This is a genomic window from Brucella intermedia LMG 3301 (genome assembly GCF_000182645.1).
GTDB lineage: Bacteria > Pseudomonadota > Alphaproteobacteria > Rhizobiales > Rhizobiaceae > Brucella > Brucella intermedia.
The window spans coordinates 1567266-1587790 of the sequence record NZ_ACQA01000001.1 but is presented as its reverse complement, the minus strand read 5'-3'; the positions used below and the strand labels follow the sequence as shown (position 1 = coordinate 1587790).

Below are 20525 nucleotides of genomic sequence, written 5' to 3'. Positions count from 1 at the left end.
TTGCGCAGATAAAGACAGCGTGATTCACCGTTTGTTTCACGCTAACTTGCAATCTGTTTGACCGGAGCTGCTTTTTTGGGCCGCATATTCGTCATCGTCGGCGGGCTACTCGTGCTGCTGTTGACGGCAGCACTTGTCGTGCCACCTTTTGTTGACTGGAGCGGCTATCGCGCCGATTTCGAGCGGGAGGCGAGCCGTATTCTGGGGCGTCCCGTCAAAGTCGCCGGTGACGTCAGCGCCCGACTTTTGCCATTTCCCTCGGTGGCGTTCTCCGATGTGCGTGTCGGGGCCGACGCGGCCCAACCGGTGATGACCGTCGACACGTTCTCGATGGATGCCGAACTGATGCCGTTCCTGCGCGGCCAGCTTCTGATCTTCGATATGCGTGTCGACCGTCCGCGGGCGACGATTTCGCTCGACAGGGATGGCAAGGTCGATTGGGCAATCCGTCCGTCGACGCCGCTCGATCCGGCGAAAATCAAGCTGGAACGACTTTCCGTCAAAGATGGCACCATCACGCTTCGCGAAGAAGCGAGCGGTCGCAGCCATACGGCGACCGAACTCAATGCGGTGATCTCTGCAAACAGTCTGGCAGGTCCGTGGCAGGCCAATGGAAGCCTCGTCTTGCGGGGAGAAAGGCTTGCGATCGACCTGACAAGCGGCGAAGCGAAGCCTGATGGATCGCTGCGCGTGCGGGCTCGAATTTCACCGGATGCAATACCGGCTACTTTCGAGACCGATGGCGATGTGACCGTAACCGAGGGTCGGCTGGACTATGCCGGCGACTTTTCTCTCCGTTCGTCGGATATGGTTGCAAAGACGGGCAAAGACCAGAAGGCGCCGGCGGAAACGCCCTTTTTCAGTGGCGTGCGTGTAACCGGAAAGTTCAAGGCGGATCGCAGTCGTTTCGACGCGAGCGAATTCCGGATGGAGCAGGGGCCAGCCGACAATCCTTATGTGGTGAATGGCAAGGCCTTCATCGATTACGGCGAAGAGCCACGTTTCGAGGTCAGTGCCGATGGCCAGCAGCTCTACTGGGGGCCGAACGAGGCCGCCAGCGAAGAACAGACTGGCTCAGACATGCCAATTGCAGACCGGATTGCGATTGTGCGCCGTGTTCTTGAGCAATTGCCCATTCCGACCATACCCGGCAATGTGGATTTGCGCCTACCTGCGGTGATCGCGGGTGGTACGACGATACGCTCGGTCACGGTGAGTGCGGAACCTGATGGAAACAACTGGAATATTCGTCAGTTCGCTGCCGATCTTCCTGGACGAACCAAGGTGGAAGCCAAGGGCACGCTTTCGGTCGGCAAGGATTTCGGCTTCAAGGGCGAATTGCTGGTTGCCTCGCGCCAGCCTTCGGGACTGGCAACATGGCTCAACGAGACAGTCGATGATTCCGTCCGCAAGCTGGACGGTGCAGGCTTCTCCGGTCAAGTCGAGCTTCGCGACGGTATGCAGCGGATCGATAATCTCGAAATCGCCTTGGGAAAAACAACGCTCAAAGGCTCATTTGTTCGCGAAGTAAAGGGGCTGGCGCAGCCTGCAATAACGCTCGCGCTCAATGGCGGTGTGGTGGAAAGCGAAGCACTACAAGCCTTTACAGGATTTTTCTCCAGCGGTGACGGCCTTGGTCTGCTTGATGGTCAGTCGCTGAATCTGGCTTTCAAGGCGGGACCGGTCCGGTATCAGGACATGGAGGCTGGCAATGTCGATATGGCGCTCCGGCTGCATGACGGACGCTTCGATTTCGACCGGCTGATGATCGGCGACGTGGCGGGCACGACACTGACTGCGACCGGCACTTACGAACCTTTTGCCAATACGCCCTCCGGTTCGCTCGACGCGACAATCTTGTCTGCCGACCTTTCGCGGTTCCTGTCGCTGATGGCCAATCGCTATCCCCAGTTGCCGCTGTTCCACGCGCTTTCGATACGTGCAGCCAATTTCCCTGGCCTGTTCGAGGATAGCGAAATCAATGTCATCGCCAACGCAGTTTCGCCTTCGGTACCAGCGGTGGCCCCGGTGCCTGCAAAAACTGCGGCATCCAAAGACAAGAGCGACCGACCCGCCGAGGCGAAAGCCAAGAATCCTCCCGGTGTTGGCGAGTTTTCATTCAGCGTTACCGGCAAGGCGGGCGGAATGAAGCTTGACCTGTCGGGGACCGCGAGCGGCGGCGAAGGGGAGAGCGAGCCGTTGCAGATGCAATTGAACGGTACCGCGGCATCGGAACAAGGCGAAGCGGTGCTTGCATTGATCGGATTGCCCACCCTGCCGCTGGGGCTTGCGGGTGAACTTACGGCCGATCTGAGCATGCAAGGTGCACCGAGCGCGGGAATGCGGACGCTCCTCAAGCTCACGGCACCTGACGGGGCAGCGACTGCCGACGGTGTGATTTCGCTGGTTGGCGGTGATATTGCCGCCAGTGGCAAGGCTCAGCTGAAGTCCGCCGATCTGCAACCCTTCATCGCGACGGCAGGTTTCGCCCTGCCTGGATTTGGGGAGGGACTTTCAGCAGACCTTGCCAGCGACTTCCAGTTTGCAAAAGGTATCTTGCGGTTCCCCAATCTGACGGGAAAGTTGGACGGGGAAGAGGTGTCGGCGCGGCTCGAGGCCAATTTTGCCGACAGCGGACTCCCGCAGCTGAAGGGTGAAGCAAAGCTTGCCACGCTTGAGGTCGACAGTCTCGCAGCGATCATGCTCGGGCAGGATGCGTTCGAGCCGGCAAAGCCTGTTGCGAAGACGATCTGGCCGCGCGGCGCATTCGCTGTGCGATCATCGCTGCCGCTCCTGCTGGATGTGAAACTCAATGTAGCGCAGGCGCATATGGGCGGCTTCGGGACCGCCACGGAGTTTTCGACACGGCTGCTGAAGACCATGGACGGCCTTCAGCTGAACGAATTGACCGGTAACTGGGCAGGCGGATACCTGGTCGGCAATGTTTCCTTGAGCAACAGCGACAAGAATGCTCTTCTCTCGACGGAACTCAAGTGGAGTGGCGCAAACCTCAAGGATTTCTACCAGCTGGAGACCGGTGCTGCGCCGCTTGGCGGCGTAGTGAAAGCCGCTGTCAATCTGAACGGAAGTGGCGAGAGCGTGGCGGCGCTCGTCGGATCGCTGGCTGGAACTGCAAGTTTCGACGTGGAGAATTTTACCGTCAATGGTCTGGACGGGGCGGCGTTGCCCGCGATGATCGCGGCAGCTGACGCGACGGGCGATCAGTCTTCTGGCCCTGACAAACTCGCTTCGAAGCAATTTGTCGGTATTGCCGACAAGGCTACGGGGCAAGGTACGTTCACGCCGGGTAATGCGCGGTTTGACTTTACCATTAGCGGCGGTGTCGCGCGTATGGCTGCGGCGAACCTGAATGACGGCAATGCAGTCCTTCTCGGTGATCTGCAATTCGATCTGTCCACGCTCGGTATTGGCGGAAACGGCAGTCTGACGTTCCAGAACGATGGCGGTTCCGATACCGGCATCTCACCGCAGGTAGCCTTTTCTCTGGGGGGCACCTATAGCGTACCGGAAGTGACTTTCGATAAGCAGCCCTTGATTCAGTTCCTCACCCAGCGTGCACTCGAGCGCGAGCAGGAGCGTGTTGAATCGATGCAGGCAAGCCTCATGGAGAAGCAGCGTCTTCGCCGCCAGCTTGGACTTTTCGAGGCGGATGAAGAGGAACGCAACCGCTTGCAGCGTGAGGAAGAGGCAAGGCGCCGTTCTGAAGCAAAGGCGCGTGAAGCGGCCCGGCAAGCCGCAGAGGAAGCGCAACAGCTTGAGGCGCAAAAGCCGCAGGCCGCTCCGGCGGGAGGGACGAATGCCCCCCTCGCATCGCCGGACGGCGGGCAATCCCTCAACGAATTTCTGAAAAGCCTGGAGCAAGTGCCTGCTGCCCCGGCACCTCAGCCTTGAGGCAATCTGGATTTAAGCCAATCCAGGACGTGGAGCCTCAGCGCGGAAGACAGGTTGATTGACCTGTCACGCCTGCTATCGATTTCTGCGATCAAGCTTGCAACGGACATCTCACGCGTGTCCGCAATTTCCTCAATCAACTCAAAGAACGGGTCTTCGAGCGTATAGCTCGTCGCATGTCCGCGAATACTGACGGAATGTTTGCGTAACCGCCCCGGCGCGTTCACTTTTCCGCGTCCGGCTTGTCGCTTTTCTCCAGGCGGTTGTGATCCAGAAAACGCTGCGCTTTTGTCATTTCCGCCTGCGTAAGAACCTTTTCGGATTTCGTTCGCCCGAAAAGAACGCGGTTCTGGTCCGCGTGCTTCTCTTTCTCAGCGCGAGCTTTCTGTTTTTTGAACTGCCGTAGGTTGACAATATCGCTCATGGAACCACGCGGAAACGTTGAAGATTTTCCGAAAAATTACCGCGTATCGGTCTCCACCCGCAAGTGCGTAATAGGCTGGCACTATTTCTGCGGGTTCTTCGGATTGGTGAACCACCAGATAGCCAGGGAAACCAGAATTAGGAGTATGAGCCCGACTGTCATTTGCAGAAGAGGGAAATTCGGTTCGTCCTTGGCCACAAAGAAGGCTGCGACAAGGCCGCTTATCCACAATACTGCCTGAGCAATTGCACGAATCATCGAACTCAATCCTGAACCGGTTGCCGTCGAAACCGACTATAAAGCGACCGTTTGCTTTTCACCATTGATTGCAATCAACTGTGAAAAGGGACCCATTCAATCAAACAAACGGATAGAGCCAGCAGATTTTCAGATCGGGATGGCAATCGCGGTATTATTTCTTCCGGAATGCATCCAGCGAAACCACATCAGCCGAAGGCTTGGCTTCCTTGTCGGCCTCATCTGTATTGCTGTCTTTGGAAGCAGCGGCTTCTTTTTCGGCCGCAGTCTTGCGCGACTTCGATTTAGGCTTTTCCGCCTTCTCGACTGGGGCTTCCGTTGAAGCGATCTCGATAGGGGCAACATTGCCGCCTTCGTCATTGTCGCTTTCGGGCTGGCTGACCGCTACGTCAAATTCGAGTTCGAAATTGACCGAAGGGTCATAAAAACCGCGGACTGCCGAAAATGGAACGGTCAACTTTTCCGGAATGTCCCCGAAGGAAAGGCCAACTTCAAAAAGTTGGTCGGTCACATGCATGTCCCAGAACTGATGCTGTAAAACGATCGTCATCTGCTCGGGATATTTCTCCTTCAGGCGCGAGGAAATTCGCACACCAGGCGCTCCGGTCAGGAACGTGATGAAGAAGTGGTGGTTACCTGGCAAGCCAGCCTTGGCCACTTCCGCAAGAACCTTGCGAATGACGCCGCGGAGGGCTTCCTGAGCGAGAATATCGTAACGGATTAGGTCCTGTACCATGGTTTGCTTATCCCACGGATTCGGAGGTCGATGTCAAGTTCGTTCTCATCAGATACGATGATATATGACCTGAAAATGCAACAGCGCGATGCTTGTGGCCTGAAGATGTGCAATTTTTGAACGCCACAGGAGGCGCCGGGTCTATCGACGCCCGAATGCCCTCAGGAAGGTGCGCACTCCGTTGACGGCGCTCTTCTCGATGATCGCATCATCCAGACACTGGCCGGTCAGTATATGATAATGGGTGTCGGCGTTGATCAGCGCCATGAAATGGCGCGCCGCCAGATCGGGATCATCGACGTGCAGATGGCCATCCATCGCAAGGCGGACCAGGCGCGCCGCGATCGCAGGTATAGCCTGTGCAGGGCCCTTCGTATTGCAAATGCTGGCGGCAAGCGGCAGGTTGGTCTCATTGGCCTGCAATATCTTGCGCAGAAACGCCCCGGACGAATCGTAGATGCAGTTCCGGCTCATGCGGATGGAGAACGCCACCAGATCATGCTCCAGATTGTCGCCGGTCTGGGGAAATGTGGCCAGAACCGCGAACATGCTCGCACTCATACGCGCCAGTGCATCCTCGACGACGGCAGCGAGCAGCGCTTCCTTGTCGCGGTAATGATTGTAGATGGTCTGGCGTGATACGCCCGCTTCGCTGGCGATGAGATCGATACTCGCCCCCTGAAACCCGTCGCGGTTGAAAACCCGCGCTGCGGAACACAAGATGAAGTCGCGCTTCATGCACTGTCCGGGCTTTATCGCCGCGGAATTCAGGCCCTTTTCGGATACGGCGCGCTTCTCGGGCAGGACGGCCATGTCGATTATGTCAGTAGGTTTCATAACTCCAACATAAGATAGCTTGACGTTTTGGACAATGGTGTCTAATTTGACATCAGTGTCAAATCTGTTTTGACCATCCGTATAGAATGCCTTTCGCTTCAGAGTTTTCAAATGTCAGCCACAACCCAAAATGGGCTGACTTCATTGAGTGAGAACGAAAACTCGAAGCGAATACAAAGATTTATCTGTCCTGTACCGATTTTGCGAGCCCGATGGCGCCATCCTCCCAAGCAAAACCGGAGATCCGAAATCGGTGCGGGAATCTCACGAAACATTGATGAAAGCGCGTCCCCCATGGCTTCCAGTCTTGTGCGCAATGCCATTGTTCTTGGCCTTCTTTCCGCCATTGGCCCATTTGCGATCGATATGTATCTGCCCGCTCTGCCCACCATTGCCGCCGATCTGCATGCGGAAACCGGTGCCGTGCAGATGAGCCTTCTGGCCTTTTTCATTGCGCTCGCGATAGCGCAGCTCTTCTGCGGACCGCTGTCCGACATGATCGGGCGCAAACTGCCGCTCTATGGCGGGCTGGTCCTGTTTGGCATAGGCAGCATCGGTTCGGCTGTCGCCACCGACATAGATGTGCTCGTGCTTTTCCGTTTTGTGCAGGGGCTGGGTGCTGCTGCGGGGATGGTTATTCCACGTGCTGTCGTGCGTGATCTTCATACGGGCATCGAGGCTGCGCGCCTCATGTCACTTCTGATGCTGGTTTTCTCCATATCGCCGATTCTTGCTCCCTTGACGGGCTCCGTCATTATCAGCTTCTTCGGCTGGCGCGGTGTCTTCTGGGCCGTTCTGGTTGCGGCTGCTATCGGTATCGTTCTCGTGGCGACTGCGCAAAAGGAGACGAGAACGGCGGAAGCCCGGCTAGAAAGCAATCTGGGCAGCGCCTTGCGCGGCTATGGCCGCCTGTTGAAAGACCGTTACTTTCTCGGGCTGGTTTTTGTCGGCGGCTTCGGGATTGCTTCCTTCTTCGTCTATCTCGCCAATTCGTCCTTCGTGCTTATCGACCATTACGGCCTGACGCCCACGCAATATGCGATCGCCTTTTCGGCCAATGCAGTATCGTTCTTTGGTGTTTCGCAGTTGAACGGTTGGCTGGGATCGCGCTTCGGCCTTCGGCGGGTCATGCGATTCGCGGTCTCCGGATTTGCTGCGGCAATGCTCGCCATGTTCGCCGCCGCCCTGATGGGGCACCAGTCGCTCTGGCTGATCGCCGGTTTCCTGTTCGTGGGATATGGCTTTCTCGGCCTCGTCATCCCCACAACAGCAGTTCTGGCTCTTGAGGATCACGGTGAAATTGCCGGCACGGCTTCGGCGCTCATGGGCACGCTGCATTTCGTGATAGGCGGCGTGGCAATCGGCGTGACCGGTTCATTCTTCGATGGAACGGCACTGCCGATGGTCGGCGGGATTGCCGGTTGTGCGCTGACCGCCTTCGTGCTGACGCAAGTCGTTCTGTCGCGCAAGGCGAACGAACTCGATACTGAGGCTGCTGCGGCGTAATCCATGGAAAGGGAAAGTGGAGGCTTCTGTTGCCAGGTGCCTCCGAACCCCGCCTTAAGGTGCTAACCCCAAGGGCTTTAGAGTGGGTTTCCCGCACCGCCATTAGGCAGCGAGAGCATAACCCTGAGCTTTGTTGTCATTTGCAACTACTCAATTGACCCGATAACGGTGGTATCATGCCGAGTAAAAGAGCGATCTTTACACCCTTGTCGATCCTGTTTCGCCCCCGCCACAATACAAACCATTAGCCGATCTGTATTCTGGTGGAGGCGCCGGGTACCGCCCCCGGGTCCAATGGGTTTATTACACCGTCCGTTTATCACCATAGTCAGCTTGCGCTGACACGCCGTATATAGGCGCGGTTGACCGCGATTGGAAGAGGGGGCGCAGTTTTTAACGGGTTTTGCTGATATTCCGGGGCCTGCGGTTCCCGTTCATTTTTCATTGACAGTCTGCTTTCGCTGGTCAATCCTACCAATATATCGGGGGCGGCGAGCGAAATTTCGATGAAGCCGGATTCCGTGAGCTGAAACGGGTATTGAAACCCCAATCGAAGGAGAGTGGATATATGAGTGAATATCTCGCGGATGTCCGTCGTTACGATGCCGCTGCCGATGAAGCTGTCGTCGACAAGATCGTCAAGCATCTGGGTATTGCGCTGCGCAATCGCGATTCCTCCCTCGTTTCGGCAACGGACCCGGAAGAATTGAAGCGCGTCCGCACGAATTGGGTCGCCAAGAAGCTTGGCGTTGACGACGAAGCCAAGGGCGATGAGGTCGTTGCCCATGTTGCTGAAGTCATGAAGGGCGACCGCAACAAGCATCGCGTTACCTTCTATTATCTGGTTGCCAAGCAGCTCGGAAAACTCGCCAGCCTTTGATCCACAGCGATCTGGTGAAATCGAAGCCCCGGTGCCCGACGCCGGGGTTTTTCTTTATAGTGGGCTCAACCGAATCGGATTCTGGATATCCCCCATGCGCACCTATCTCGATCTTCTTCAACATGTGCTCGATAACGGTGTTGACCGTGGCGACCGCACGGGCACGGGTACGCGGTCGGTTTTCGGATATCAGATGCGCTTCAATCTGGAAGAGGGCTTTCCCGTTCTCACCACCAAGAAGCTGCATCTCCGGTCGATCATCCATGAACTTCTCTGGTTTCTGAAAGGCGACACGAACATCGCTTATCTGAAGGAAAACGGCGTTTCGATCTGGGATGAATGGGCAGACGAAAACGGCGATCTGGGGCCGGTTTACGGTTATCAGTGGCGCTCATGGCCCGCGCCGGACGGCCGTCACATCGATCAGATCGCGAATCTTCTGAAGATGCTGCATGGGAATCCCAATTCGCGCCGCCTCATCGTATCGGCCTGGAATCCGGCGCTCGTCGATGAAATGGCGCTGCCGCCATGCCATTGTCTTTTCCAGTTTTATGTCGCCGACGGCAAGCTTTCGTGCCAGCTCTATCAGCGCTCGGCTGATATATTCCTGGGCGTACCGTTTAATATTGCGTCCTACGCATTGCTGACGATGATGATCGCGCAGGTCACGGGATTGAAGCCGGGAGAGTTCGTGCACACGCTGGGTGACGCGCATATTTACGCCAACCATTTCGATCAGGCGCGCGAGCAACTCGCGCGTACTCCAAAGAAATTGCCCCAGATGTGGATCAATCCGGATGTGAAAGACCTTTTTGCCTTCCGTTTCGAGGATTTCCGGCTTGAGGGCTATGAGGCCGATCCCACGATCAAAGCTCCGATTGCGGTCTGAGGTGCATCATGTCCGCAAGGAGGCCCATTGTTTCGATCATTGTCGCCGCCGCTGAAAACGGGGTTATCGGGCGCGATAATGACATGCCGTGGCGGCTTTCGACCGATCTCAAGCGCTTCAAGGCGCTGACGCTCGGAAAGCCTGTCATCATGGGGCGACGGACCTGGGAATCCATCGGGCGCCCCTTGCCGGGGAGGCCCAACATCGTGGTGACAAGAGACAAGGGATTTCGGGCTGAGGGCGCGACTACGGTCGGTTCTCTTGATGAAGCGATTGCGCTTGGGTGTAAACTCGCCGCCGAGGTGGGGGCCGAAGAGGTCTGTGTCATCGGCGGGGGAAAAATCTATGCGCAGGCTCTGCCTCTCGCGGACCGCGTTCACCTGACGCGCGTTCTGGCGGAGATCGACGGCGATACGCGTTTTCCGGAAATCGATCCGAACCTATGGCAAGCGGTTTCGCAGGAAGATGTGCCCGCCGGGGACAAGGACAGCCACCCAACGCGCTATTTCGTGTACGAAAAACGTGCTGTGTAAAGCATAGTTCACGAATTTTGTCGTCTTCGCGTTGAAAGCGGACCTCCCGATGCCTATAAAACGGAAACATTAGTTGATGACGGGAGTGGGCAACTCGCTTTCCCGTCGCCTGGACGAGAGGTGAGGATGCCCTGGAGTAACCAGAATGGTGGCGGCGGCCCGTGGGGTGGCGGCGGCGATAATAACAACAATAATGGTGGCCCATGGGGACAAGGACCGAAAGGTCCTCGTGGTGGCGGCCAGAACACGCCACCTGATCTCGAAGATATTTTGCGCAAGGGCCAAGACCGTCTGAAGCAGGTATTCCCCGGCGGTGGGGGCAAGGGCGGCAGCAATCGGGGCGTTCTGTTCCTGATCGGCGCAGCCGTTCTCGGCTTCTGGCTTTTCCAGTCGATCTATACCGTGCAGCCGGATGAACTTGCCGTCGAACTGCGCTTTGGAAAGCCGAAGGAAGAAGTGTCCGAACCGGGCCTCCATTTCCATTGGTGGCCGATCGAAACCTATGAGAAGGCGCAGATCGTCGAAAAGCAGATCAACATTGGCGGCCAGGGCAACCGGAGCGCGACCCAGGGCCTGATGCTGACGGGCGACCAGAACATCGTCAATGTTCAGTTCTCGGTTCTTTACCGTGTCTCGGACCCTCAGGCATATCTGTTCAACGTCGATAATCCCGATGCGATGGTGCAGCAGGTTTCTGAAAGCGCGATCCGCGAAATCGTTGGCCGTCGCCCGGCTCAGGATGTTTTCCGTGACAACCGTGCGGCTATCGCAACGAGCGTCCGCGATATCGTCCAGCAGACGCTAGACGCCTACAAGGCGGGTATTCAGATCAATGCCGTTTCCATCGAAGACGCAGCGCCGCCGCGTGAAGTGGCCGATGCTTTCGATGAAGTGCAGCGTGCCGAACAGGACGAAGATCGTTTCGTGGAAGAATCGAACCAGTATTCGAACCAGAAGCTCGGTCAGGCCCGCGGTGAAGCAGCGCAGCTTCGTGAAGAAGCAGCCGCCTACAAGAACCGCGTCGTTCAGGATGCGGAAGGTGAGGCGCAACGTTTCAGCTCCGTGCTGGGTGAATACCAGAAGGCGCCTGAAGTCACGCGCAATCGTCTGTTCCTCGAAACCATGGAACAGGTGCTGAAGAGCACCAAGAAAGTTATTGTCGAACCTGGAAAGGATGTCGTGCCTTATCTGCCGCTGAACGAGCTCATGCGCCAGCCACGCCCCGGTGTGAATGCGACGACGACGACCCCGAGCGGAGGTAACCAGTAATGGCCCAGAACAGGCTTCCAATCATTGGCGGTATCGTTGCCGTCATCGCTTTCCTGATCTACTCCGCCACGTTCATCGTATCCGAGCGTCAACAGGCTATCGTGCTTCGCTTCGGCCAGATCGTCGATGTGAAGACGGACCCGGGCATCTATTTCAAGCTGCCTTTCGGCTTCCTGGATGCTGACACCGTGCAGTTGATCGATGACCGTCTGCTGCGCTTCGATCTGGACGATATCCGCGTTCAGGTTTCCGGCGGCAAGTTCTATGACGTCGATGCCTTCCTCGTCTACCGTATCACCGATGCGCGCAAGTTCCGTGAAACCGTTTCAGGCAGCACGCTTCTTGCCGAGCAGCGGCTGCGCACCCGTCTTGATGCTGCACTGCGCAGCGTTTACGGCCAGCGCGGTTTTGAAGCGGCGCTTTCGGAAGAGCGTGGCGACATGATGCGCGAAGTGCGTGACCAGCTTCGTCCCGACGCGACGTCGCTTGGCCTTACCATTGCCGATGTTCGCATTCGCCGTACGGATCTGACCGCCGAGGTCTCGCAGCAGACCTATGACCGCATGAAGGCCGAACGTCTGGCCGAGGCGGAGCGCCTGCGTGCCCGGGGCCGTGAGGCCGCCCAGCGCATCCGCGCGGTGGCCGACCGTCAGGTCGTCGAAACGATCGCGGAAGCACGCAAGGAATCGGAAATCCTTCGCGGTGAGGGCGATGCCCAGCGCAGTGAGATCTTCGCCCGTTCCGCAGGCAAGGACCCCGGCTTCTTCGCCTTCTACCGGTCGATGTCCGCTTATCGTGAAGCACTTGAGACACCGGATACAACGCTGGTTCTCTCACCGGACTCGGAGTTCTTCAAGTTCTTCCGGGACGCTGGCGGCAGACTTGCAACACCTGCCCAGTAACAACCGGGGCAAACGCTCATGAGCGATTTTCTAGCCGCCGTAGGTCTTCTCTTCGTTCTCGAAGGGCTGCTCTACGGCGGCTTTCCTTCTTTGGCCAAGAAGCTGGCCCGTGAGGCGAGCGAGACGCCGGAGAATATGTTGCGCATCGCCGGGATTGCAGCGCTTGCAATTGGCGTCGGCATTGTCTGGCTGGTCAGGGGATAAGCCGCTTTCCTTCCGTTATTTATTGTCTGCGGTCTATGCGAGGCCGTAAACAGGCCGTATTTTGCAGCGATCAAGCCGTAGTACATCTATCGCTAATCAAACGACTGCAAGCAGACAGGAACGGAGCAGGGCTTCATGGCAATTGCACCAAAGGCGGGATTTGCTCGCACCCTTTTCGCAACCGTGGCACTGGGGGCGATGACGGTCGGTGGCACTCTTTCGATGGGGACGCCTCCCGCAATCGCGGCTCAGGGGCCAGCTTCCGTTGCTGATCTGGCCGAGGGCCTGCTCGATGCGGTCGTGAACATCTCCACATCCCAGACCGTCAAGGGAGACGGGGAAGGTGACGGTGCTGTTCCCATGCCGCAGGTGCCGGAAGGCTCCCCGTTCCAGGAATATTTCAAGGACTTCTTCGGCGACAATGGCGGCGCGCAGGGTGACGAATCGCGCAAGGTCCAGTCGCTGGGTTCCGGTTTCGTCATCGATGCCGAGAAGGGGTTCATCGTCACAAACAATCACGTGATCGCCGATGCCGACGAAATCGAAGTCAATTTCAATGATGGTTCCAAGCTGAAAGCGGAACTCGTCGGAAAGGACATCAAGACCGATCTGGCGATCCTTAAAGTGGACCCGTCCAAGCATAAGCTGAAGGCCGTACAATTCGGCAATTCGGAAAAGGCGCGTATCGGCGACTGGGTTCTTGCAATCGGCAATCCGTTCGGTCTTGGCGGAACGGTTACCGCCGGCATTATTTCGGCCCGCAAGCGGGATATCAATTCCGGTCCCTATGATGATTTCATCCAGACCGACGCGGCTATCAACCGGGGCAATTCGGGTGGTCCTCTGTTCGATATGGAAGGAAAGGTGATTGGCATCAACACGGCGATCATCTCGCCGTCGGGAGGTTCCATCGGTATCGGCTTCGCCATCCCGGCAGAAATGGCCGTCGGTGTAATCGACCAACTCAAGGAGTTTGGTGAGGTTCGCCGCGGCTGGCTCGGTGTGCGCATCCAGCCGGTTACGGACGATATTGCCCAGAGCCTCGGGTTGAAGGAAGCCAAGGGCGCGCTGGTCGCCGGATTGATCGAAAACTCCGGCGTCGACAACAAGGCCATTGAAGCAGGCGATGTCGTGATCCGTTATGAAGGCAAGCCGGTTAACACTGCCCGCGATCTGCCTCGATTGGTTGCCGAAACGCCTGTCGGCAAGGAAGTAGAAATTGTCGTGGTCCGTCAGGGTGAGGAAAAGACCGTGAAGGTAAAGCTCGGTCGTCTCGTAGAGGACGACAAGAGCACCGAGGCTGCGACGGAAGACCAGGCTCCGCTTCCTGAAGGCGAAGGCGGAGATGAAGGCAAGCAAATGCCGGATACGCCGAAAAAGGACCAGAAGAGCGACGCTGCTCCAAGCGTGCTTGGGATGAAGCTCAGCGAGCTGAGCGACGAGGTCCGCGGTGAGTTTGGCATTGCCGAAGATGTAGAAGGCGTTGCGGTTCTTTACGTCTCTCCCGGCTCCGCTGCCGGCGAAAAGCGTATCGAAACCGGTGATGTTATCGTCGATATTGGCCAGGTGACCGTAAAAACGCCCGACGATGTGAAGAAGCGCATCGATGCGCTGCGCCGCGAGGGACGCAAGAATGCACTCCTGATGCTGGCATCCCGCTCGGGCGAATTGCGTTTTGTGACTGTCCGGATCAATTGATCCTTCCATGGTTATCCGCAATGGCAAAGTTTTCTGTTTCATAAGCTTCGGCTGTGCTATGGACCGGCGCCATTCGGAGTAAGATGAGTTGGAAACAGTCGATATTGTGGTCATAGGCGCCGGCGCGGCAGGCATGATGTGCGCCATCGAAGCGGCCAGACGCGGACGTTCCGTGCTGGTCGTGGATCACGCCAAAACAGCCGGTGAGAAAATCCGCATATCGGGCGGTGGCCGCTGCAATTTCACCAATCTCCATGCGAGCCCGAAGAATTATCTCTCGCAGAATCCGCACTTTAGTATCTCGGCCCTCAGCCGCTATACACAGCGCGATTTTATTGCACTGGTTGAGCGCTATCGCATCGCCTATCACGAGAAGACGCTGGGACAACTTTTCTGCGATGGTTCGGCATTGCAGATAATCGAAATGCTGCTGGCAGAAATGAAGCTCCATGGGGCGCGACTGAAGCTTGGTTGCAGCGTCAGTTCGGTTGAAAAATCTGTAGAAGGCTTTTCTCTTCAACTGTCGGACGGACCTGTTAGCTGTCGATCACTGGTCGTGGCCTGTGGTGGGAAATCGATTCCGAAGATGGGCGCTACAGGCTTCGGCTACGATATCGCGACACAATTCGGATTGCGGATTGTAGAAACACGACCGGCGCTGGTTCCGCTGACGTTTGAACCCAACACGCTGGAAAGGCTGAAGCCGCTGGCCGGTGTTGCCGTCGACGCTGTTGTCTCCTGCGGTAAAACCAAATTCGCCGAGGCGATGCTTTTTACGCATCGCGGCATTAGCGGCCCTTCGATTTTGCAGATTTCTTCCTACTGGCGGGAAGGCGACGAAATCCGCATAGCCATGCTGCCTGGCACAGATATTTTCGAAGCACTGCGCGAGCAGCGCAAGCAGAACGGCAAGCAGGCATTGCAGACCGCACTGGCTGTTTATCTTCCAAGAAAGCTGGCGCAGACCTTAGCCGAGGATATTGGCGCAACGGGTCATCTGGCGGATATGTCCGACAAGATGTTCCGTCGCGTCGAGGCAGCGATAAACGACTGGCGTATCAAGCCTGCAGGCTCGGAAGGTTACCGTACCGCAGAAGTTACGCTTGGAGGGGTCGATACGCGTGAGCTCGATTCCAAGACCATGGAAGCCAAATCCGTCCCCGGCCTCTTTTTCATCGGCGAGGTAGTGGATGTTACCGGCTGGCTCGGCGGCTATAACTTCCAGTGGGCCTGGTCGTCCGGCTGGGTTGCCGGTCAGGCTGCCTGAATGCTTATGCAACGTCAGGTGATCGATCTGATTGTAAAATGCGATAGACCGCATGACGCTTCAAATGCGGAGTTTCATCCGGCACGCGCGGGTGATCAAAATCACGCCCTGGATCACGGATCATGCCGATGCGCTGCATGACAGCTGTAGACCGCTCGTTATTGTGAACGGCGAAGGAAACGACTTCCGAGAGGCCAAGAGTGTCAAACGCATAGTCGATCAGCGCTTTGCCGGCCTCGGTTACGTAACCCTTGCCCCAAAAGGGAGTGGCCAGCCGCCAGCCGATTTCAACAGTGCCGTCCGGTAGATGAGGTTCGAGATCGGTGCGGGCGAGACCGGCGAAGCCGATGCATTGACCGCCCGCTTTTTCTTCCAGCGCATAGAAACCGAGACCCGTTGCAGAAATCGTCTTCTGAAGGCGGTCGAACAATTCATCTGATTGCGAGCGGTTTCTGCGAAAGGGAAAGAAACGCATGACCTCTTCGTCGGAATTGATGATATGGAACAGATCGCGGTCGCGATCTTCCCAATTTCGGACGACGAGGCGTGGGGTTTCCAGAATGATCATTGAACGAAGTCCGTTTTCCGGTAGCCTTGAATATAGAGCAGGGCAGTCAAGTCGCCATGGTCAACGCGCATCCGGGCTTGCGCTGCCACGGCTGGTTTTGCATGAAGTGCAACGCCGGTTCCCGCAAGCTGGATCATGCCGAGATCGTTCGCGCCATCCCCCACCGCAATCGCATCATCCGGTGTAAGACCAAGACGATCAGCGATTTCCATGAGCTTCTCCACCTTGGCCTCACGGCCGAGAATGGGTTCCATGACCAGGCCGGTCAGGTGCACGCCATCATCGATCAGCCTGTTCGCGCGCTCTTCGTTGAAGCCGATCATTTCAGCAATGCGATGGGTGAATGATGTAAAGCCGCCGGACACAAGCGCGGTGTAAGCGCCATGCTTGCGCATGGTGCGCACAAGTTCGGGTCCGCCGGGCATCAGTGTGATGCGGGTTGAAATCACCTTATCGATGACGGAGAGCGGCAGGCCTTTCAACAGGGCCACCCGCTCGCGCAAGGCCGGTTCGAATGCAATCTCACCGTTCATGGCGCGCGCGGTGATCGCTGCCACGTGCTCGCGCAGGCCGGCTTCTTCCGCCAATTCGTCAATGCATTCCTGCTGGATCATGGTGGAATCCATATCGGCAATCAGAATCTTCTTGCGCCGACGCTCCTGTTCCTGCACCACGACATCGACTGGCGCGCCATCAAGCGTATCACGAAGCAGGGCTTCTGCTTCTTCGCTGCTGATCCCCGATGGTAGCGGAATGTCGCAGGCGATGTTGTCGGCCAGCCAGTAAAGCCCGGTTGCATTCACCGCCGATGACGCTTTAATCCCAAGCGCTGATGCAAGCGAAGCCCTGGCCGGATTGGCGATCAAGGTGGCGACGAGAGAAACCTGTTGGGACATGGAGAGCAATTCCGGCGATGAATGAGGATGCGATCACGAATGCAATCCTGATAGCTGGCCCGACGGCCAGCGGCAAGTCGGCACTTGCGGTTCGCATGGCTCGAGACACAGACGGCTTCATCGTGAACACCGACTCCATGCAGGTTTACGACGTACTCGATCTTCTGACTGCCCGGCCGGACAAAGCCGATCTTGCTGCCGCGCCCCATTATCTCTACGGCCATGTCGCGCCGTCGATAAGCTATTCAACCGGACGATGGCTGGAGGACGTAGCTCGTCTGTTATCGCACCCCCGGATGAAGGACCGCACTCCGATCTTTGTCGGCGGCACGGGGCTTTATTTCAGGGCATTGCTGGGCGGACTGTCGCAAATGCCGGAGGTGCCGGGTGATGTTCGGGCCTATTGGCGAGGGCGAATGGAGACAGATGGACCGGAGTTGCTTCACCGGATCCTCGGTGAACGCGATCCAGATATGGCTGCAACACTTCAGCCAGCCGACAGTCAGCGCATCGTTCGAGCACTGGAAGTGCTGGAGGGCACCGGAAAGTCTCTTCTCTACTGGCAGCAGACAAAAGGTAGGGCCATTGTAGATGAAAACAGCGCACATAAAATCGTATTGGCGCCTGATCGGGCATGGCTTTCAGAGCGCATCGCGCAGCGATTTGCGTTGATGTGGGACAATGGCGCGATTGACGAGGTCAAGGCATTGCTGGCCCTTGATCTGGACCCCGGACTGCCTGCGATGAAAGCCATCGGTGTGCGTGAAATCACTGCGTACCTTGAAGGCACGATGTCGCGAGAAGAAGCTGTTGAACGTTCGGTTATCGCCACGCGGCAATATGCGAAGCGTCAATCGACATGGTTTCGAAATCAGCTCGATGCCAGCTGGTCCGTCCATGCAAATTCTAATGATGCTTTCGCTCAATTAACGACAACGAAATAACTCGCTGGCACTCTCTGAAACAGGAGGCGGACGTGGATTATGCGGTTCAACAGATCGGAGCGGGCATTTTTTATTCTGATCGTTTTGATGGTCGGTATCGGGCTGCTGCTCTACCAGGCTCGGGTCGACATTGGACAATTGCTGACCTTACCGCTTGAGGGCAGCACCTTGGAACTGGTTTCGCGGCTGGACCAGTTGAGCTACGTCACGATCTGGTTGCTGGCGGCGACGCTCGCTTGCGGGCTGTTCCTGATCTATCCCCAAATAAGAATCGATGCGCTGGATCGCGGCAAGTTGCAGGTCATCACGCAGGATCTTTCCGAGCGGTCACAGACCCTCGAACATGCTGCGCTGACGGACAGCCTGACGGGCATGCAGAACCGGCGTTATTTCGACGAGGCGCTGAAGGAATATCTGGTCCAGTTCGACCGTATTCACCGGCCCGTCGGGCTGATGATTATCGACCTCGATCACTTCAAGACCGTGAATGATACTTACGGGCATGACGTTGGCGACATCGTACTGCAGGAGGCGGCGCGGTGCCTGAGGGATTACACACGCTATCATGACGTTGTCGCCCGGCTGGGTGGGGAGGAGTTCGCAGTCCTCGCACCGAACATGGATGCGGAATTGATGATCAAGCTTGCCAATCGCATTCGCAAGGCAATATCGGCGCTTGAAATCGATCTCGGTGACGAAAAGCTTGGTGTTACCGTCAGTATCGGTCTTGCGATATGGGACCGGCGCGAGACCTCGAAGGATCTCTATCGCCGCGCAGACAAGATGCTCTATGCAGCAAAGAACATGGGACGCAACCGCGTCTGCGCCTGAGCGTGTCTAGCGCTCGCGGTCCTTGCGAAAACTGCGCACCAATTCGCCCATCTTCTCGATGCCCTGCTTCGTGTCCAGGCTGAGTCGAGTTTGCGGCTTCAATGACGGTGCCCGATGAAATTGCTCTCCGATCGATGCATGGTCGCGATGAGAGGTGGAAACCGGGTTGCCCCAAAGATTGTCGTCGTCTGCGAGCCGGTCCACTGGTTCCGCCTGGGAGCTGCTTTCGAAGGCGCGCAGCTTTTCGACGATACGGTCGAGCGATATCTTGCCGTCGTTCCGCCAGCCGGAAAGGGCGCTTTCGCTTTTGCTGCGTCCCGGAAGTTGATGGGATGGAATAGTCTCAAATGTAAGTCGCATGGGCGTCGAGAAGGCTTCGCCGAAGGCGATGGCCTCGCGATTGGCGATCGATGAAAGGAAACCCGCCATACTTTGTGCGCCGCCGCGAATGGCACCTTTGATGATTTCCTGGTCGCGTTCATTGCCGAGCCGCATTGCGAAAATGGAATTGCATTGCGACAGGATTGTCGCGTCAAGCTCACCAGGGCGCTGGCTGATGACGCCAAGATAGGAACCGTATTTTCGGCCTTCCTTGGCAATTCGGGCTATAGCCTGCCGCGTCGGCCAGAAGCCGGCGTCGCGGTCGGCCGGAATATAGCGGTGAGCTTCTTCGCAGATCACCAGCGTCTGCAGGCTGCCCTCGCTTGAAAGAGCGATATCGAATGCCAGTCGGCACAAAACCGACGCGACGGCGTTGACCACCTCGGAAGGCAATCCCGCAAGCTGGAATGTGCAGATGGGCTTTCCGTTTTGCGGGATGCGGAAAATGCGGCCAATGGCGTGCCGCATCGTCTCGGGTCCGCCAGTCACGGCAAACATGAAGCGGAAGCGAGGATCGGCAGAAATCGATTCCAGACGAGCCTTGAGGCTTCGCAGATAGGGACGTTCCGCTTTGCTGTCGAGAAGCCCCATGCGCTCGTCGATGAGGGCGATCAGATCTGGGAGGCGATAGGCAACGGGCGTGTCGGCGCTGACGCTCTGCCGGTCCGCCAGCTGTCGCCGCAAGGTTTTTGCGGACAACGGCTCGGTGCCTTGCATTTTTTCCCGCGCAAGCTGGACAAGATCGCGCAGTATATCGAGTTCCGTCGGGTCGGGCGCACGCCCGCGAAAGATCACGTCTGCGAATTCTTCAAGCCGCAGCATCCAGAATGGCAGCTCGATATTCGTCTGATCGACGGCTACTGCGAGGTCAGGAAATGCGCTCGCGAACTCGTTGTGTGGATCAAGGATGAGTACACGAAGATTGGGCTTTTCGGCGACGATGCGGCGCAGAAGCAGCATGACTGCGCTCGATTTACCGACGCCCGTTGTGCCAACGATGGCGAAATGCCGGGAAATAAGATCGTCGACCGAAATATGAGCCGGAACTGTTGCGTCCTGTGTCAACGTGCCGATCGAAACGCTGCTGTGCCCGGTCTGGGCATAAATGGCCGCCAGGTCGCTCGCGCGGATGCGGTGGGCGATAGCGCCCGGATGGGGAAATTGAGAAATGCCGCCGTTGAATGTGGTTTGCCCATTGGACTGCACGCGAACCTCGCCAAGAAACTCGACATGGACATGGAGCGTGTTGTCACCGCCGCGTATCCAGACATCACCCGGCACAAGCACATTGCGAATAAGACCGACGACGCGATTGTCGCCTGACCGAATGGATATCAGCTGTCCCACTGCCCAGTAATCGTCGGATGCGGCGGAGGAAGGGCCTGACAACGCCGAGACGATGGCGCCTTCGCCATCACACTGGATGACGTACCCTTCCGTGCGATTGCGCTGCACGTATGCGCCGTGTTCTCGTGCGCCGGAATTGTCGCCGATTTCGCTCATGCTGCCCGCTTGCCCCAACTTTCAACAGGAGGTTTCGCATCAGGATAAGAGTCTTCGGTTGAAATAAAGTTATCGTTTAGGGCGAGC

Annotated in this window: 20 protein-coding genes and 1 other RNA gene; 12 read left to right on the top strand and 9 right to left on the bottom strand. The window is 57.2% G+C overall.

Features of this window, described 5'->3' with window-relative positions; all coding sequences use genetic code 11:
* The first annotated feature begins 75 nt into the window (after nt 1-75).
* Nucleotides 76-3912, top strand: coding sequence for an AsmA family protein (locus OINT_RS07575; RefSeq protein WP_006471685.1), 3837 nt, complete (start codon nt 76-78; stop codon nt 3910-3912).
* Here OINT_RS07575 and OINT_RS07570 read toward each other — a convergent pair.
* The 5 genes from OINT_RS07570 to OINT_RS07555 form a co-directional block, all read right to left on the bottom strand.
* Complete coding sequence (locus OINT_RS07570; RefSeq protein ID WP_006467196.1) at nt 3903-4139, bottom strand: ribbon-helix-helix domain-containing protein; 237 nt, start codon at nt 4137-4139, stop codon at nt 3903-3905. The genes OINT_RS07575 and OINT_RS07570 overlap by 10 nt on opposite strands.
* Nucleotides 4136-4336 carry a DUF4169 family protein gene (locus tag OINT_RS07565; protein WP_006467195.1) on the bottom strand — a complete coding sequence of 67 codons (201 nt, stop codon included), beginning with the start codon at nt 4334-4336 and terminating at the stop codon, nt 4136-4138. Before OINT_RS07565 ends, OINT_RS07570 begins: the two co-directional genes overlap by 4 nt.
* 81 nt (nt 4337-4417) lie before the next feature.
* On the bottom strand, nt 4418-4594 hold the full coding sequence (locus OINT_RS23800; protein WP_006471686.1) for a hypothetical protein: 177 nt from the start codon (nt 4592-4594) through the stop codon (nt 4418-4420).
* 154 nt (nt 4595-4748) lie between these two features.
* Nucleotides 4749-5330, bottom strand: coding sequence for an SspB family protein (locus OINT_RS07560; protein WP_006467193.1), 582 nt, complete (start codon nt 5328-5330; stop codon nt 4749-4751).
* Between the two features lie 141 nt (nt 5331-5471).
* Entirely contained in the window at nt 5472-6167 is a 696-nt protein-coding gene (locus OINT_RS07555) for a TetR/AcrR family transcriptional regulator (protein ID WP_036565176.1), read from the bottom strand.
* A 294-nt stretch (nt 6168-6461) separates the two neighbouring features.
* Between OINT_RS07555 and OINT_RS07550 the strand changes: the two genes are divergently transcribed.
* Complete coding sequence (locus tag OINT_RS07550) at nt 6462-7673, top strand: multidrug effflux MFS transporter (protein WP_039852680.1); 1212 nt, start codon at nt 6462-6464, stop codon at nt 7671-7673.
* A gap of 15 nt (nt 7674-7688) precedes the next feature.
* On the opposite strand, the gene ssrA is transcribed toward OINT_RS07550, so the two are convergent.
* Nucleotides 7689-8055, bottom strand: a transfer-messenger RNA (tmRNA) gene (gene ssrA / locus OINT_RS22515).
* 186 nt (nt 8056-8241) lie between these two features.
* Between ssrA and OINT_RS07545 the strand changes: the two genes are divergently transcribed.
* The 8 genes from OINT_RS07545 (at nt 8242) to OINT_RS07510 (ending at nt 15315) form a co-directional block, all read left to right on the top strand.
* Nucleotides 8242-8553: a DUF2853 family protein gene (locus tag OINT_RS07545; protein WP_006471689.1), complete on the top strand. Its 312-nt coding sequence runs from the start codon at nt 8242-8244 to the stop codon at nt 8551-8553.
* 94 nt (nt 8554-8647) lie between these two features.
* Nucleotides 8648-9442 carry a thymidylate synthase gene (locus OINT_RS07540; protein ID WP_006471690.1) on the top strand — a complete coding sequence of 265 codons (795 nt, stop codon included), beginning with the start codon at nt 8648-8650 and terminating at the stop codon, nt 9440-9442.
* 8 nt (nt 9443-9450) lie between these two features.
* Nucleotides 9451-9975 (top strand): dihydrofolate reductase, encoded by a 525-nt coding sequence (locus tag OINT_RS07535; RefSeq protein ID WP_006467188.1) that lies wholly within the window; start codon nt 9451-9453, stop codon nt 9973-9975.
* A 126-nt stretch (nt 9976-10101) separates the two neighbouring features.
* On the top strand, nt 10102-11244 hold the full coding sequence (hflK, locus tag OINT_RS07530; RefSeq protein ID WP_036565177.1) for an FtsH protease activity modulator HflK: 1143 nt from the start codon (nt 10102-10104) through the stop codon (nt 11242-11244).
* Complete coding sequence (gene hflC / locus OINT_RS07525; protein ID WP_006467186.1) at nt 11244-12146, top strand: protease modulator HflC; 903 nt, start codon at nt 11244-11246, stop codon at nt 12144-12146. The genes hflK and hflC overlap by 1 nt, the downstream gene beginning before the upstream one ends.
* Before the next feature lie 18 nt (nt 12147-12164).
* Nucleotides 12165-12350: a DUF2065 domain-containing protein gene (locus tag OINT_RS07520; RefSeq protein WP_006467185.1), complete on the top strand. Its 186-nt coding sequence runs from the start codon at nt 12165-12167 to the stop codon at nt 12348-12350.
* 135 nt (nt 12351-12485) lie between these two features.
* A complete protein-coding gene (locus OINT_RS07515; protein ID WP_006467184.1) occupies nt 12486-14048 on the top strand; it encodes a Do family serine endopeptidase in 1563 nt (520 codons plus the stop codon).
* Nucleotides 14049-14136: 88 nt separating this feature from the next.
* Entirely contained in the window at nt 14137-15315 is a 1179-nt protein-coding gene (locus OINT_RS07510; RefSeq protein WP_006467183.1) for a BaiN/RdsA family NAD(P)/FAD-dependent oxidoreductase, read from the top strand.
* Between the two features lie 4 nt (nt 15316-15319).
* On the opposite strand, the gene OINT_RS07505 is transcribed toward OINT_RS07510, so the two are convergent.
* Nucleotides 15320-15883 carry a GNAT family N-acetyltransferase gene (locus OINT_RS07505; protein WP_006467182.1) on the bottom strand — a complete coding sequence of 188 codons (564 nt, stop codon included), beginning with the start codon at nt 15881-15883 and terminating at the stop codon, nt 15320-15322.
* Nucleotides 15880-16779, bottom strand: coding sequence for a phosphoserine phosphatase SerB (gene serB, locus OINT_RS07500; RefSeq protein ID WP_006471692.1), 900 nt, complete (start codon nt 16777-16779; stop codon nt 15880-15882). Before serB ends, OINT_RS07505 begins: the two co-directional genes overlap by 4 nt.
* A gap of 17 nt (nt 16780-16796) precedes the next feature.
* On the opposite strand from serB, the gene miaA reads away from it, so the two are divergent.
* Nucleotides 16797-17723 (top strand): tRNA (adenosine(37)-N6)-dimethylallyltransferase MiaA, encoded by a 927-nt coding sequence (miaA, locus tag OINT_RS07495; protein WP_039852678.1) that lies wholly within the window; start codon nt 16797-16799, stop codon nt 17721-17723.
* Nucleotides 17724-17762: 39 nt separating this feature from the next.
* The gene (locus OINT_RS07490; protein WP_006467179.1) at nt 17763-18554 is read left to right on the top strand and encodes a GGDEF domain-containing protein; all 792 of its coding nucleotides are present in this window, start codon (nt 17763-17765) and stop codon (nt 18552-18554) included.
* 6 nt (nt 18555-18560) lie between these two features.
* Here OINT_RS07490 and OINT_RS07485 read toward each other — a convergent pair whose 3' ends face one another.
* Entirely contained in the window at nt 18561-20438 is a 1878-nt protein-coding gene (locus OINT_RS07485) for an ATP-binding protein (RefSeq protein ID WP_006471695.1), read from the bottom strand.
* Between the last annotated feature and the right edge of the window lie 87 nt (nt 20439-20525).